Genomic DNA, 13,969 nt, shown 5'->3' with positions numbered 1-13,969 from the left:
GTACGAAGGGGTGAGCGGTGAAGCGGGCTGCTCCGGGCACACGGGCACAGCGACCACGGCCACGGAACGGTGAAGTGGGGTGGAGCGCGGTGAACTGGAGCGAGGAGTGGAGTGCGGTGAGAGTGACCGCTACGCGGCCGGGTGTCCGCCCGCGCCCGGCACGGGGAACGCCCCCGTCGCCCGGCGCGTGATCTCGCCGTAGATCTCGGGGTCGGTGGTGAACTCCCCGAGCACACACGTCTTGCGGCTGCCGTGGTAGTCACTGGAGCCGGTGACCAGGAGGCCGAGCTCGTCCGCGAGCCCGCGCAGCCGGGTGCGGGTCTCGGGCGTGTGGTCCATGTGGTCGACCTCGATGCCGTCGAGGCCCGCGGCCGCGAGTTCGGCGATCACGGACTCGGAGACGATCCTGCCCCGCTTGCTGGCGCCGGGGTGCGCGAAGACGGTGACGCCACCGGCCGCCTTGACCAGCCGTATCGCGTCGAACGGGTCGAGCTCGTGCTTGTCGGCGAACGCGCGGCCGCCGTCGGCGAGCCACTCCGGCGTGAAGGCGTCGGAGACGGTGGGCACGACGCCGAGCTCGACGAGCGCCTCGGCGATGTGCGGACGGCCGACCGAACCGTCGCCCGCGATCCGCGCGACCTGCTCCCAGGTCACCGGTACGCCGAGCTCCCGGAGCTTGCCGATCATCTCCTTGGCGCGCGGCACCCGGTCGTCCCTGACCAGCTCGCACTCGCGGGCGAGCTCGGGCTCCTCGGGGTCGAAGAGGTAGGCCAGCATGTGCAGGCCCATGCCGTCGAGGTTGAAGGAGAGCTCGGCGCCGGTCACGAGGGTCAGCCCCGTCGGCAGCTCGCGCAGGGCCCGCTTCGCCTCGGCGTAGCCCCGGGTGGTGTCGTGGTCGGTCAGCGCGACGACGTCGAGACCGGCCGCTGCCGCGTTGCGGACCAGCTCGGCCGGGGTGTCCGTGCCGTCGGACGCGGTGGAGTGGGTGTGCAGATCGATGCGCACGACGCTGGCTCCAGTGCTCTGACGGGGCGGACGAGGGGGACGCTCAAGGATAACGGGCGCCGGCCGCTTCTCGACCCGCTCCCGAAGAGGCGTCCCTCACGGCTCGCCCGCCCCGCCCCACCCCTCCTCCTCACGCTCACGGCATGAGCAGCCGCGGCGACAGCGCCCCGCACGGCAGCAGATCCACTTCCGCCCCCGCGTCCCGCAGGTCGGTGAGGACCAGCTCGTCGTACATCAGCAGGCCCGACTGCTCCGGCCACGCGATGGCCCACAGCCACAGTCCGCGCGCCTCGCCCGCGAAGACCGCGCGGTCGTCCGGCGTCCCCGAGACGTGCCACATCGGCGTCGGCCGGCCGGCGGCGAGGACCTTCGTCTGCGGTGGTTTCTCGACGCTCATGTGGGGGCCCGGGTCGGGGCCGTCGATGCCGGCGTACCGCGCGCCGAGGCCGACGCCGAGCTCCTCGGCGACGAGCACCAGCTCGCCGACACCGCCGAGCGGCGCGGGACCGGAGCAGGCCACCGCCGTCGCACGGCCGCCGCTCCTGTCGTCCCCCGCGCAGGCCACGCCCGTGAACAGCCAGCCGACCGGCAGGGGCCACGGCATCCACACCGGGACCTGCGCCCGGTGCACCACGACCTGGAGAGCCTCGACGCTGGGCGGGATCACGGGCTGCAGCGGGTGCACGGTGCCGTGCACATCGCACTGCCAGGAGTCGGCAAAGAGACCGGGAGCCCTGACCCGGCCACCACACTTCGGGCAACTGGGTTCGCCCCTCATAGCGCCCAACGGTCCTCCCCGGCCGCCGCTCCGTCAAGGACGATCACCCGTCCGGTGGCCCTGTCACCAGGCAAAACTAGATGTAGCTTGCATCAATTAGCCTTGCTAACTTAATATGTGCATACGTCAACGACCTCCGTGAGAGCGACGGAGGAAGCAGCGGAAAGCAGCGAAGGAGCGGCTGTATGCACAGCAGTACAGGGGGTCTCACCGAAGCGGACCCGTTCGACGCCGGGGCGGGCGGCCTGCTGCGGCAGCCGAAGGCCGTATGGGCGACGGCCGGCGCGTCCGTCGTGGCCTTCATGGGCATCGGGCTCGTCGACCCGATCCTGCCCTCCATCGCCGAGGGCCTGAACGCGAGCGCCAGCCAGGTCTCCCTCCTCTTCACCTCGTACTTCCTGATCACCGCCGTCGCGATGCTGGTCACCGGCTTCGTCTCCAGCCGCATCGGCGGCAAGAAGACCCTGCTGCTCGGCCTCGCGCTCGTCGTGGTCTTCGCGGCCCTCTCCGGCACGTCCGGCTCGGTCGGCGAGCTCGTCGGGTTCCGGGCCGGCTGGGGGCTCGGCAACGCGCTCTTCGTGTCGACCGCGCTCGCCGTCATCGTCGGCGCCGCGGCCGGCGGCAGCGCCGCCGCGATCCTGCTGTACGAGTCGGCGCTCGGCCTCGGCATGGCGTGCGGACCCCTGGTCGGCGCACTGCTCGGCGACGCCAGCTGGCGCTATCCCTTCTTCGGCACCGCCGCCCTGATGGCGATCGGCTTCCTCTGCATCACCGCATTCCTCAAGGAACAGCCGAAGCCCGCCAGGAAGACGTCCCTGCTCGACCCGCTCAAGGCGCTCGGCCACGGCGGGCTCGCCTCCGCGGCCGCCTCCGCCTTCTTCTACAACTACACGTTCTTCACCGTGCTGGCGTTCACCCCGTTCGTACTGAACATGTCCCCGTACAAGTCGGGTGCGGTGTTCTTCGCCTGGGGCGTGCTGCTCGCGGTGTTCTCGGTGCTCGTCGCGCCCCGGCTGCAGGCACGGTTCGGCTCGCTGAAGGTGCTCGGCGGCTCACTGGTGCTGCTCGCCGCCGACGTGCTCGTACTCGGCTACGGAGACCACACCACGGCCGTCGTCTGCACGATCCTGTCCGGCGCGTTCATCGGCGTGAACAACACCGTCTACACCGAGCTCGCCCTCGGCGTCTCCGACGCGCCGCGACCGGTGGCCAGCGCCGGCTACAACTTCGTGCGGTGGTTCGCGGCGGCCGCCGCGCCCTTCTTCGCGCCGAAGATCGAGGAGTGGAGCGACATCCACATCCCGTTCGTGGTCGCGGCCGTCACCGCGGTGATCGGCGCGGGTGTGGTCTGGGTCCGCAGGGCCTCGCTCACCCACGAGGCCGAGGAGCTGGAGCCGCGGCACGCGGCGGAGGACAGCGTGACGGTGTTCGCCAACTGAGGTTCGAGCAGGCGGACTTCAGTCCAGGGGCACGGACTTGCGCAGCGGATCGCGCAGGTCCGTTCCGCTGTTCAGCCAGCGATCCTGGAGGGCCGCCGCGCCGTGCACCCGCTTCCACGCCGCCTCGTTCGGCGTCATGGGGAGCAGCGGCAGGAACCGGACGGGCTCCATGGGGGCGTCGAGGTCGAGATCCTCGACGAGGCCGCCGGACTCCGCGACGAGCACCGAGGTGAACGGAGCGCCCGGCCACAGCGGTTCGCCCACGTCCAGCGACGCGCCGGGCGCCACGATCAGCCCCTCCACCTGCGGTGAGGCGGCGAGGACCGCGAGCGGCCGCAGCACCTTGTCGGTGTCGGCGCGGCCCCCTCGTACCGACAACACCAGCTCGGCGCGCGGGCCCTTGACCGGATCGGCGAGCACGGCGGTGGGGTCGGCCATCGGCTGGGCGGACATGCCGAGCGTCGCATAGCGCACCACGTCGCCGTCCGTGAACCGCAGCACTTCGAAGCGGTCCGTCCCGAGGAAGGTCACCGCGGCGCGCGCGTCCGGTTCCCCCAGGCCAGTGCGGAGACGGGCCTCGACCAGCGCAAGAACATCAGCCATGACGCGAGCATAGAACTCGTCAGGGAACGGCAAAGCGGGGGCTTGACACTTCAGTCGGCTGATAGTGTTGACCGCTGGCTCAGGGCAGCACGCAGAAGCGTCACTTTCAAGCCCTGCAGACAGACACTGACTTTGCGCCACTGGCGTGAAGGGCGCATGGGACTTCCCTTACGGGGGACCGGCCGGAGGAGGTGGGGCTGCAATGGACCGAAGTCGACCGTGCAGTACCACCCGCTCTTCCGCCCGGTGAATCACGCAGCCCTGTAGCTGCGCAAGCACCCGCACGCACCGCGAGCACTGTTCGTGCCGTGTGCGACGGAAGAGCACTTCGTTCCCACCTGATCTGTCTGAGTTTCCTGATCTGTGTCAGTAGCGAAGCTGCCACCGCGACGGTGCGGTGCTCCCCGCTTTGTGGACGTGCCAAACATCTACGCAGTAGGACGTCCCCATTCCGGGCAGTTCCAACCGTCGCAGGCGGCCTCCTTCGAAGGAGCCTGCCCATGTCGATGATCCGCGACCTTCGTGCCGCCGTCCGCCCCTCGCTGCGCAAGGACGGCACCGCCTTCCCCTCCTCCCCCGCCTCGTACGACACCTACGACGCCACCCGTGACGCCGCGTCGGCCGTCGTCGACTGCGCCGTCTACCGCGACGGCCGGCGCCTGGAGTGCGCCGACGCCCTCACCCCGCACGAGGCGATGCTGGAGGTGCGCCGCCAGGGCGGCTTCGCCTGGATCGGCCTGCACGAGCCGACCGAGGCCGAATTCGCCGGTATCGCCGCCGAGTTCGGGCTGCACCCGCTCGCCGTCGAGGACGCCGTCCACGCCCACCAGCGCCCCAAGCTGGAGCGGTACGACGACACGCTGTTCACCGTCTTCAAGACCATCCACTACGTGGAACACACCGAGCTCACCGCCACGAGCGAGGTCGTCGAGACCGGCGAGGTGATGTGCTTCACCGGCCGGGACTTCTTCATCACCGTCCGGCACGGCGGCCACGGCTCCCTGCGCGCCCTGCGGCGCCGCCTCCAGGACGACCCCGAGCTGCTCTCCAAGGGCCCCTCCGCCGTCCTGCACACCATCGCCGACCACGTCGTCGACGGCTACATCGCGGTCGCCGACGCCATGCAGGACGACATCGACGACGTGGAGAGCGAGGTGTTCTCCGCGCCGAGCAAGGGCAAGGGCAGCTCGCGCGGCGTCGACGCCGGGCGGATCTACCAGCTCAAGCGCGAGGTCCTGGAGTTCAAGCGGGCCGTCTCGCCGCTCCTGCGGCCCATGCTGCTGCTCAGCGAGCGGCCCATGCGGCTCGTCGACCCCGACATCCAGAAGTACTTCCGGGACGTCGCCGACCACCTCACGCGCGTCCAGGAACAGGTCATCGGCTTCGACGAGCTGCTGAACTCGATCCTCCAGGCCAACCTCGCGCAGGCCGCCGTCGCGCAGAACGAGGACATGCGCAAGATCACCTCGTGGGCGGCGATCATCGCCGTCCCGACGGCCGTCTGCGGCGTCTACGGCATGAACTTCGACCACATGCCCGAGCTGCGCTGGCGGTACGGCTACCCGATGGTGCTCGCCCTCATCGGCGGCGTCTGCTTCGCGATCCACCGGACCCTCAAGCGCAACGGCTGGCTGTGACCCCCACTCGGTAGGCTGCCGCCCATGACTGCTGACCCGCTGCTCGACCGCGCCCTCGTCGAGGAGGCCACGAAGAAGTCCGGCCTCATCTGGGTTCAGGGCGAGGGCTCGCCCGCCCGGGCGCTCTGGCACATCTGGCACGAGGGAGCCGTGCACCTCGTCGGCGACGGGCCCGGCGAGCAGCCGCTGCCCGGGCTCGTCGACGGAGGCACCGCCGAGGTGACCGTGCGCAGCAAGGACAAGGGCGGCAGGGTCATCGCCTGGACGGCGGGCGTGAGCGAGCTGGCGCCCGGCTCGGAGGAGTGGGAGGCCGCTGTCGCCGAGCTGAAGGGCAAGCGGCTGAACGCGCCGGATGCCGAGCGGGTCACCGTGCGGTGGGCCGAGCAGTGCCGGGTCGTACGGCTCACTCCGCGTGAGGCGGTGACGGAGCTGCCCTCGGGGTCTCTCGCGGCTGCGCCGCTGGCTACGGGGGCCACTACGCGTGAGGCGTTGCCCGGTGGGCTTCCTCGGCTGCTCTTCAAGCGCCGCAAGCGGCGTTGAGGGGGCGGGCTGCTTCGCTCTGCGGGTGCGTTGCGGTCGCTCGCGCAGTTCCCCGCGCCCCTGAGAGGGCGCTCGCGCCCCTCTCAGGGGCGTTCTACGAAGTCGGGAGTTGCTTTCCGTAGTCGACCATCTCGTCCGTGCCCGGCTCCTGGAGCGGGAAGTCCTTGTTCCAGTCGGTGAGTTTGAGGGTGCCCGCGTGGCCGCCGCGCTCCAGGCGCAGGGGGTAGGGCTTGCCCTCCAGGGAGACGGACAGCGTGCCGCCCGCGCCCTCGTCGCCGGTGATCTTGATGCTGCGGAGCCGGCCCGTCGTGCCGCGGTCACCCTTGGCGAGCTCGCCGTGCAGCGTGAGCATGCCGTCGAGGAGCTTGTCCTTGTCCGTGAAGCCGCTCAGCTGCTGGTAGGCGGGGTCACCCTCGGGGACCTTCACGTACTTGCCGTCGAGCTTGGCGGCGGCCGTCTCGTCGGCCTGCCCGGGCTTGCCGTCGGTCTTGCCGCTGTCGTGCGTCCAGAACTCCGAGCCCGCCTTCAGGTAGAGCTCCTCGCCGATGCGGAGCAGCTGGAACGTCTGCCCCTTCGAGGTGACCGAGCCCGTGCCGCCCTCGCCCTTGAGCCGCATGTCGAGGGTGTACGTGTGGTTCTTGCTCACCACCGTGCCGGAGAGCCGCACCGCCGACGCCGCCTCGGCCGCCCGGCCCGCCTTGCCCTGGATCTTCGCCGCGGAGAGCTTCCCGACGCCGTTCGTGCCCGCGTCCGGGTCCTCGCCGCTGCTGCAGCCCGTCAGGCTCGTGGCCGCCGCGACCAGGCCCGCGCACATCGCGCTCACGAAGGCTGTCCTGCGGGCGCGGCTGGCCAGGGGAAGTGCGGTCACAGGTGGCGCTGCCTCTCGTGCGGACGACCTCTACGGCTACGGCAGTACGGCAGCGTACCCGTGTCGGCCGAGTCGATCGGCGGCAGTCCTTCCGGACCCTCCGCCGGGGCGTGTCCGACCGGGACGGGCTAGCCTGAAGCCCGTATTGACGGACGAACCAGCATGTAAACCACGACCAGAAGGAGGCGCGCGCATGGCGGCAGGCGCCCCCAGGGTCTTCGTCTCGCACCTCTCCGGCATCCCCGTCTTCGACCCCAATGGCGACCAGGTGGGCCGGGTGCGCGACCTGGTGGCGATGCTCAGGGTGGCCCGACGGCCGCCCCGGCTGCTCGGCCTCGTCGTCGAGCTCGCCACCCGGCGCCACATCTTCCTGCCGATGACCCGCGTCACCGGCATCGAGTCGGGCCAGGTCATCACCACCGGCGTACTGAACGTGCGGCGGTTCGAGCAGCGGCCCACCGAGCGGCTCGTCCTCGGCGAGATGCTGGACCGGCGGGTGCGGCTCATCGAGACGGGCGAGGAGGTCACCGTCCTCGACGTGTCGGTCCAGCAGCTCCCCGCCCGCCGCGACTGGGAGATCGACCGGGTCTTCGCGCGCAAGGGAAAGGGCGGAACGTTCCGCCGCAAGGGGGAGACCCTCACCGTCGACTGGTCCGCCGTCGACGGCTTCTCCGTGGAGGAGCACGGCCAGGGCGCCGAGACCCTCCTCGCCACCTTCGAACAGCTGCGCCCCGCCGACCTCGCCAACGTCCTGCACCACCTCACCCCAAAGCGGCGGGCCGAGGTCGCCGCGGCCCTCGACGACGACCGGCTCGCCGACGTCCTTGAGGAGCTCCCCGAGGACGACCAGATCGAGATCCTCGGCAAGCTCAAGGAGGAGCGCGCCGCCGACGTCCTGGAGGCCATGGACCCCGACGACGCCGCCGACCTCCTCGCCGAGCTGCCCGAGGACGACAAGGAACGGCTGCTCACCCTGATGCAGCCGGGCGACGCGGCCGACGTACGGCGTCTGATGGCGTACGAGGAGCGCACGGCGGGCGGCATGATGACGACCGAGCCGATCGTGCTGCGGCCCGACGCGACGGTCGCCGACGCCCTCGCGCGCGTCCGCCAGCAGGACCTCTCGCCCGCGCTCGCCGCACAGGTGTACGTGTGCCGGCCGCCGGACGAGACGCCGACGGGCAAGTACCTGGGCACGGTGCACTTCCAGCGGCTGCTGCGCGATCCGCCGTACACCCTGGTCGGCTCGATCCTCGACGACGATCTGCTGCCGCTCGCGCCGGGCACCACACTGCCCGTCGTCGCCGGGTACTTCGCGACGTACGACATGGTGGCGGCGCCCGTCGTCGACGAGGGCGGCTCACTGCTCGGGGCGATCACCGTCGACGACGTACTGGACCACATGCTGCCCGACGACTGGCGCGAGACGGAGTTCCACTTGGAGGAGGAAGAGGCGGACCATGGCAGCTGACCGCGAGCGGGAGAGCCGCGCCGAGTCGCGGAGCCCTCGATTCCGTCTCGACCAGCCGAGGAACCCGCGCCCCAAACTCCTGCCCGACTACGACCCGGAGGCCTTCGGGCGGCTCTCCGAGCGGATCGCGCGGTTCCTGGGCACCGGCAGGTTCATCGTCTGGATGACGGTCGTCATCATCATGTGGGTGGTGTGGAACGTCGCGGCCCCCGACCACCTGCGCTTCGACCAGTACCCGTTCATCTTCCTCACCCTGATGCTGTCGCTGCAGGCGTCGTACGCGGCCCCGCTGATCCTCCTCGCGCAGAACCGCCAGGACGACCGCGACCGCGTCAATCTGGAGCAGGACCGCAAGCAGAACGAGCGGTCCATCGCGGACACCGAATACCTCACCCGCGAGATCGCCTCGCTGCGCATGGGCCTCGGCGAGGTGGCGACCCGCGACTGGATCCGCTCCGAGCTCCAGGACCTGGTCAAGGAGTTGGAGGAGCACCGCGCGGTATTCCCGGCGGACGGCTCGCGCCGGAGTGATGTAAGCGACCGGTGACAGGCCTTCCCGGGCCGGGGTTACCGCGCCGTACTATCGGTCCTATGGCTACGGAAGACGCGGTGCGTGAAGCACTGGCGACGGTGAACGACCCCGAGATCCAGCGACCCATCACCGAACTGGGGATGGTCAAATCTGTGGATATCGCTGCTGATGGGGTGGTATCGGTCACCGTGTACCTGACGGTCTCCGGCTGCCCGATGCGCGAGACCATCACGAAGAACGTGACCGACGCGGTCGCGGCCGTCGACGGCGTCACGCGCGTCGACGTGACGCTGGACGTGATGAGCGACGAGCAGCGCAAGGAGCTGGCGTCCGCGCTGCGCGGCGGCACCGCCGAGCGCGAGGTGCCCTTCGCCAAACCCGGCTCGCTGACCCGGGTCTATGCCGTCGCGTCCGGCAAGGGCGGCGTCGGCAAGTCCTCGGTGACGGTGAACCTCGCGGCCGCGATGGCCGCGGACGGCCTGAAGGTCGGCGTCGTCGACGCCGACATCTACGGCCACTCCGTGCCCCGCATGCTGGGCGCCGACGGCAAGCCCACCCAGGTCGAGAACATGATCATGCCGCCGTCCGCGCACGGCGTGAAGGTCATCTCCATCGGCATGTTCACCCCGGGCAACGCGCCGGTCGTGTGGCGCGGCCCGATGCTGCACCGCGCGCTCCAGCAGTTCCTCGCCGACGTCTTCTGGGGCGACCTCGACGTGCTGCTCCTCGACCTGCCGCCGGGCACCGGCGACATCGCCATCTCCGTGGCGCAGCTCGTCCCGAACGCCGAGATCCTGGTCGTGACGACGCCTCAGCAGGCGGCGGCCGAGGTCGCCGAGCGCGCCGGCTCCATCGCCGTGCAGACCCACCAGAAGATCGTCGGCGTCGTCGAGAACATGTCGGGCCTGCCCTGCCCGCACTGCGACGAGATGGTCGACGTGTTCGGCACGGGCGGCGGCCAGAAGGTCGCCGAGGGCCTCACGAAGACGACGGGCGCGACGGTGCCGGTCCTCGGCTCCATCCCGATCGACGTCCGCCTGCGCGAGGGCGGCGACGAGGGCAAGCCGGTCGTCCTGACCGACCCGGACTCCCCGGCGGGTTCGGCGCTGCGCGCCATCGCGGGCAAGCTGGGCGGCCGCGCGCGCGGCCTGTCGGGCATGTCCCTGGGCATCACGCCGCGCAATAAGTTCTGAGTCCCGGGAGCCCGGGAGGGGCGCGGGGAACTGCGCGAGCTCTTAGGGGCGCGGGGAACTGCGCGACCAGCCACAGCGTGCCCGCAGCCGACCGCACGGGCCGCGACCACGGCGAGAGGGGGGCACCGTCATCCGACGGTGCCCCCCTCTCCGTCCCGCCCGCCGCCTAGGCGTACGCGGCGATGTCCTTGACGACGGAGAACCCGAGCCCGTACGCGCTCATGCCGCGTCCGTACGCACCCAGGTGCACGCCTTCCTTCGTGGAGCCCGCGAGGACCCAGCCGTACTCCGACTCGCGGTAGTGGAACGGGGTCGGCACCCCGTCCACCGGGAGCGAAAGCGACGACCAGTCGTCGCCCTCCAGGTCGTCGGCGAGGAACCAGGCCGTCTCCGTCTGCTGGTCCAGCCAGTCGTCGCGCAGCGTGTGGTCCATCTGGCCCGGCCAGGTGAAGGACAGCAGGCCCACCCCGGCGAGCCAGGCCGCCGAGGAGACCGAGGTGGCCTCAAGGACGCCCGTGCCGTCCGCGCTGCGCCGCACCGGGTTGGCCGCGACGGTCACCACGACCGCGAAGCGCTCCTTGTCGCTGTTGCCGAGGGTGCCCTCGGCGCGGACCGACGGCTCGTCACCGTGTCCGATCGAACCGTGCTCCACGGCACCGTCCGCCGACGTGCCGACCTGCATCAGCCAGCGCTGCCCCGTGTAGGCCTCGTCGAGGCCGTACCAGGGGAAGGGCGCCAGCAGGTAGCCGTCGACCGTGCGCCGGGCGGAGGGCACCGCTTGTGCGGTGCCGTCCGCGGTCTGCACCTGTGCGCCTACCCGACTTGTCGTCTCCATGTACCCGGCCGCCTCCTCGCTCTCGTGTGTCCGGAGCGGCCCGCCCCCCTCGGGCGTCCTCACGCCGGACAACAAGGCAGGATAGCCACACCCGTTGGCGGCGGCAGTTCAGGAGAGGGCTCAGGTGGCGTCCGCGTCGAACGGCGGAGGGTCTCCCGCGTCCAGCTTCGTGGGCTCGGCCGCCTTCTTCTGCATGTCGACCCGGGCTCCGCCGGACGAGGTGGCCGAGGCCCCGGAACCGGTGTCGGAGGAGTCGCTGTCGCGGCCGTGCACGGCGTCCGCGACCTCGTTCATCTCCTTCTTCAGGTCGAAGCCGTTGCGGATCTCCTTGAGCCCGAGCTCGTCGTTGTCGAGCTGCTTGCGGATGAACTTCTTCGGGTTCAGGTCGTCGAACTCGAAGTCCTTGAACTCCGGGCCCAGCTCCTCCCGGATGTCCGCCTTCGCACTGTCGGAGAACTCGCGGATCTTGCGGATCGTGCGGGAGATGTCCTGGATGACCTTCGGCAGCTTGTCCGGACCGAAGATGAGCACGGCGAGGACGACCAGCGCCACTATCTCGAGTGCGCCAATGTCATTGAACACCTAGAGCTCCTTGCGATGTCCTCCGAGGTCTGGACCGTGACCACGGTACCCGGCACTGATGTCTGTCCGGTAGCCGCTGCGCGACAACCCGGAGCGCGCGTGGCCGCTTCCGCACTCAGCTCCCGCCGGCCGAACCGAGCACCAGTGTCACGTCGCGCTCGTCGCCGTCGCGCTCGACCGTCAGCCGCAGGCGGTCCTTCGGGCGGTGCGCGCGGACCTTGACGATCAGCTCGTCGCTGGAGTGCACGGCGCGGCCGTCGACCTCGGTGATGATGTCGCCCGGCCTGAGGCCGGCCCGGTCACCCGGCCCGTCCTCGTTGACCGAGGGGCCGCCGTCCTTGCCCTTGTCGGCGATGCGGGCGCCGTCGCCGTTAAACCGGGTGTCGAGCGTGACACCGATCACGGGGTGCGTGGCCCTGCCGAAGTTGATCAGCTCCTCGGCGACGCGCTTGCCCTGGTTGATCGGGATGGCGAAGCCGAGGCCGATGGAGCCCGCCTGCCCACCGCCCCGCTCGGAGCCTTCGTCCGCGGAGCGTATGGCGCTGTTGATGCCGATGACGCGCGCCTTGGAGTCGACGAGCGGGCCGCCGGAGTTGCCGGGGTTGATGGGCGCGTCGGTCTGCAGGGCGTCGACGTACGAGATGTCGCTGCCGTCGCCCTTCTCGCCGCCCGCGGTGATGGGCCGCTCCTTGGCGCTGATGATTCCGGAGGTGACGGTGTTCTCCAGGTCGAAGGGGGCGCCGATGGCCACGACGGGGTCGCCGACCTGGACGTTCTCCGAGTTGCCGAGGGTCAGGGGCCGCAGGCCGCGGACGCCGGACACCTTGACGACCGCGAGGTCGTAGCCGGAGTCGCGGCCGATGACCTCGGCCTTGGCGGTCTCGCCGCCGCTGAACGTCACCGACACCTCGCCGCCGGTGCCCGCGGGCTCCACGACGTGGTTGTTGGTGAGGATGTGCCCCTTGCCGTCGAGGACGAAGCCGGTGCCGGTGCCCTGTGCGGAGTCGCCGCTGACGTGCAGCGTCACCACGCCGGGCAGGGCGGCCGAGGCGATACCCGCGACGCTGCCCTTGGGACGGTCCTTGGACTCGTCGGCGTCCGCCTGCCGGAGCTCGACGTCACCCGTGCCGTTCCGCTCCAGATACGCGCCGGTCGCACCGCCGATGAGCCCGGACACGAGAGCGATGAGCGCCACCCCGACGAGCAACACCCGCCGCCCCCGCTTCTGCCGCTTCTCCTGCGTCTCCGGAGGCAACGACCCAACCTGCTGCAGCGGCACGTTCCAGGGGTCGTACGCCCGCCGGGGCGCACCCTGCGCCGGGAGCGGGGAGGGCCCGTTGTACGGGGCGCCGCCCGGGGCCGGGGCCGGGGCGGCACCGGGGGTGCCGTGGGGAGGGGTTCCACCGCCGTGGTGGGGCTCCGGGCCTGCGGGGCTGTGGGCGGACGTCGTGTGGGCAGGGGTCCCGTGGGCGGAAGCCTCGTGGGCAGGAGCCCCGGGAGCAGCCGTGCCGTGGGCAGGCGTGCCGTGGGCAGAGGTCCCGGAAGCAGGCGTGCCATGGGCAGGCGTCCCGTAGGCGGGCGTGCCGCCTTGGGGGGCCGTGGGGAACGGCGTCCCGTGGGCCGGGGTCGCCGCGGGGTGCTGCACCGGAGGCGCGGGCGCCCAGGGGCCGGGCTCGCCGTAGGGCGGGGTGCTGTACGGGTCCGGGTCGTGCAGCGGCCGTGGCCGACCCACGGCGTCACCTTGCTGACCGCCCACTCCCGCACCCATACCCTGCTCCCCCGAACCCGCCACCTCGTACGAACCATCGGCACCCGGTATGGACTCACCGGCCGCCACCGAGTCCTGCGGACCCGGAACGAAGACCGCCTGCGCCTGCCCCTCACCGGTGCCCGGGCCGGACGGGGCCTCGACGCTCTGCCCCGGGGCATCCGGACCCTGCACCGGATCACCGTGCTCGGTCGGCGTGGCGCCGTGCGGGGCAGCGGTGGCAGATTCCTGGTGCACGGACGGGGCCTCGGCAGGCCGTCCCGGGGCCGGCGCGCCCTGGACCGGAACGCCGGGCTCTACCGGCGTGGCGTCGTGCGGGGCAGCCGTGGTTGGGGCCTGGTGCGTGGTCGGGGCCTCGGCAGGCCGCTCCTGAGCCAGCGGGCCCTGGACCGGAGCACCGGGTTCAACCAACGTGGCGCCGTGTGAGCCCGCGGCGGTCGAGGCCTGGAGCACGGACGGGGCCTCCACCGGCTGCCCCGATGCCAGCGGGCCCTGGGTCGGAGCACCGGGCTCAGCCGACGTGGCGTCGTGCGAGCCCGCGGCGGTCGAGGCCTGGAGCACGGACGGGGCCTCCACCGGCTGCCCCGATGCCAGCGGGCCCTGGGTCGGAGCACCGGGCTCAACCGACGTGGCGTCGTGCGAGCCCGCGGCGGTCGAGGCCTGGAGCACGGACGGGGCCTCCACCGGCTGCCCCGATGCCAGCGGGCCCTGGGTCGGA

General features: G+C 71.4%; 13 protein-coding genes. 6 read left to right on the top strand and 7 right to left on the bottom strand.

The window, feature by feature from the left end; translation table 11 throughout:
• Nucleotides 1-129: 129 nt before the first annotated feature.
• Nucleotides 130-1,005 (bottom strand): PHP domain-containing protein, encoded by an 876-nt coding sequence (locus tag AB0H82_RS34540; protein WP_362999479.1) that lies wholly within the window; start codon nt 1,003-1,005, stop codon nt 130-132.
• Nucleotides 1,006-1,141: 136 nt separating this feature from the next.
• Complete coding sequence (locus AB0H82_RS34535) at nt 1,142-1,783, bottom strand: DUF6758 family protein (protein ID WP_306333031.1); 642 nt, start codon at nt 1,781-1,783, stop codon at nt 1,142-1,144.
• Nucleotides 1,784-1,968: 185 nt separating this feature from the next.
• Between AB0H82_RS34535 and AB0H82_RS34530 the strand changes: the two genes are divergently transcribed.
• Entirely contained in the window at nt 1,969-3,222 is a 1,254-nt protein-coding gene (locus AB0H82_RS34530) for an MFS transporter (protein ID WP_362999478.1), read from the top strand.
• An 18-nt stretch (nt 3,223-3,240) separates the two neighbouring features.
• Here the strand turns inward: AB0H82_RS34530 and AB0H82_RS34525 are convergent, their stop codons facing one another.
• Complete coding sequence (locus tag AB0H82_RS34525; RefSeq protein WP_362999477.1) at nt 3,241-3,825, bottom strand: suppressor of fused domain protein; 585 nt, start codon at nt 3,823-3,825, stop codon at nt 3,241-3,243.
• Between the two features lie 500 nt (nt 3,826-4,325).
• Here AB0H82_RS34525 and AB0H82_RS34520 point away from each other — a divergent pair, with 500 nt between their 5' ends.
• Together AB0H82_RS34520 and AB0H82_RS34515 are read left to right on the top strand one after the other, a co-directional pair.
• A complete protein-coding gene (locus tag AB0H82_RS34520) occupies nt 4,326-5,462 on the top strand; it encodes a magnesium and cobalt transport protein CorA (protein ID WP_362999476.1) in 1,137 nt (378 codons plus the stop codon).
• Between the two features lie 24 nt (nt 5,463-5,486).
• On the top strand, nt 5,487-6,002 hold the full coding sequence (locus AB0H82_RS34515) for a hypothetical protein (RefSeq protein ID WP_362999475.1): 516 nt from the start codon (nt 5,487-5,489) through the stop codon (nt 6,000-6,002).
• 94 nt (nt 6,003-6,096) lie between these two features.
• Here AB0H82_RS34515 and AB0H82_RS34510 read toward each other — a convergent pair whose 3' ends face one another.
• The gene (locus AB0H82_RS34510; RefSeq protein WP_362999498.1) at nt 6,097-6,816 is read right to left on the bottom strand and encodes a hypothetical protein; all 720 of its coding nucleotides are present in this window, start codon (nt 6,814-6,816) and stop codon (nt 6,097-6,099) included.
• A gap of 247 nt (nt 6,817-7,063) precedes the next feature.
• Here AB0H82_RS34510 and AB0H82_RS34505 point away from each other — a divergent pair, with 247 nt between their 5' ends.
• The 3 genes from AB0H82_RS34505 to AB0H82_RS34495 are packed head-to-tail and all read left to right on the top strand — an operon-like array spanning nt 7,064 to nt 10,066.
• Nucleotides 7,064-8,341 (top strand): CBS domain-containing protein, encoded by a 1,278-nt coding sequence (locus AB0H82_RS34505; protein WP_362999474.1) that lies wholly within the window; start codon nt 7,064-7,066, stop codon nt 8,339-8,341.
• The gene (locus AB0H82_RS34500; RefSeq protein WP_362999473.1) at nt 8,331-8,888 is read left to right on the top strand and encodes a DUF1003 domain-containing protein; all 558 of its coding nucleotides are present in this window, start codon (nt 8,331-8,333) and stop codon (nt 8,886-8,888) included. The genes AB0H82_RS34505 and AB0H82_RS34500 overlap by 11 nt, the downstream gene beginning before the upstream one ends.
• Before the next feature lie 44 nt (nt 8,889-8,932).
• Nucleotides 8,933-10,066: an Mrp/NBP35 family ATP-binding protein gene (locus tag AB0H82_RS34495; RefSeq protein ID WP_362999472.1), complete on the top strand. Its 1,134-nt coding sequence runs from the start codon at nt 8,933-8,935 to the stop codon at nt 10,064-10,066.
• Nucleotides 10,067-10,232: 166 nt separating this feature from the next.
• Here the strand turns inward: AB0H82_RS34495 and AB0H82_RS34490 are convergent, their stop codons facing one another.
• The 3 genes from AB0H82_RS34490 to AB0H82_RS34480 all read right to left on the bottom strand — a co-directional run bounded on the left by AB0H82_RS34490 (nt 10,233) and on the right by AB0H82_RS34480 (nt 13,275).
• The gene (locus AB0H82_RS34490; protein ID WP_362999471.1) at nt 10,233-10,901 is read right to left on the bottom strand and encodes a hypothetical protein; all 669 of its coding nucleotides are present in this window, start codon (nt 10,899-10,901) and stop codon (nt 10,233-10,235) included.
• Nucleotides 10,902-11,021: 120 nt separating this feature from the next.
• The gene (locus AB0H82_RS34485; RefSeq protein ID WP_362999470.1) at nt 11,022-11,483 is read right to left on the bottom strand and encodes a sec-independent translocase; all 462 of its coding nucleotides are present in this window, start codon (nt 11,481-11,483) and stop codon (nt 11,022-11,024) included.
• Nucleotides 11,484-11,598: 115 nt separating this feature from the next.
• Nucleotides 11,599-13,275, bottom strand: coding sequence for a trypsin-like peptidase domain-containing protein (locus AB0H82_RS34480; protein WP_362999497.1), 1,677 nt, complete (start codon nt 13,273-13,275; stop codon nt 11,599-11,601).
• Nucleotides 13,276-13,969: the final 694 nt, after the last annotated feature.

Source organism: Streptomyces sp. NPDC050732 (genome assembly GCF_040654255.1).
Classification (GTDB): domain Bacteria; phylum Actinomycetota; class Actinomycetes; order Streptomycetales; family Streptomycetaceae; genus Streptomyces.
This window is presented reverse-complemented; position numbering and strand designations above follow the sequence as displayed.

What these genes read in the sequence shown, in the direction of transcription:
- AB0H82_RS34520 (WP_362999476.1), top strand. Translation starts at nt 4,326, where the DNA reads ATGTCGATGATCCGCGACCTTCGTGCCGCCGTCCGCCCCTCGCTGCGC.
- AB0H82_RS34500 (WP_362999473.1), top strand. Translation starts at nt 8,331, where the DNA reads ATGGCAGCTGACCGCGAGCGGGAGAGCCGCGCCGAGTCGCGGAGCCCT.
- AB0H82_RS34530 (WP_362999478.1), top strand. Translation starts at nt 1,969, where the DNA reads ATGCACAGCAGTACAGGGGGTCTCACCGAAGCGGACCCGTTCGACGCC.
- AB0H82_RS34515 (WP_362999475.1), top strand. Translation starts at nt 5,487, where the DNA reads ATGACTGCTGACCCGCTGCTCGACCGCGCCCTCGTCGAGGAGGCCACG.
- AB0H82_RS34525 (WP_362999477.1), bottom strand. Translation starts at nt 3,825, where the DNA reads ATGGCTGATGTTCTTGCGCTGGTCGAGGCCCGTCTCCGCACTGGCCTG.
- AB0H82_RS34535 (WP_306333031.1), bottom strand. Translation starts at nt 1,783, where the DNA reads ATGAGGGGCGAACCCAGTTGCCCGAAGTGTGGTGGCCGGGTCAGGGCT.
- AB0H82_RS34495 (WP_362999472.1), top strand. Translation starts at nt 8,933, where the DNA reads ATGGCTACGGAAGACGCGGTGCGTGAAGCACTGGCGACGGTGAACGAC.
- AB0H82_RS34490 (WP_362999471.1), bottom strand. Translation starts at nt 10,901, where the DNA reads ATGGAGACGACAAGTCGGGTAGGCGCACAGGTGCAGACCGCGGACGGC.
- AB0H82_RS34510 (WP_362999498.1), bottom strand. Translation starts at nt 6,816, where the DNA reads ATGTGCGCGGGCCTGGTCGCGGCGGCCACGAGCCTGACGGGCTGCAGC.
- AB0H82_RS34505 (WP_362999474.1), top strand. Translation starts at nt 7,064, where the DNA reads ATGGCGGCAGGCGCCCCCAGGGTCTTCGTCTCGCACCTCTCCGGCATC.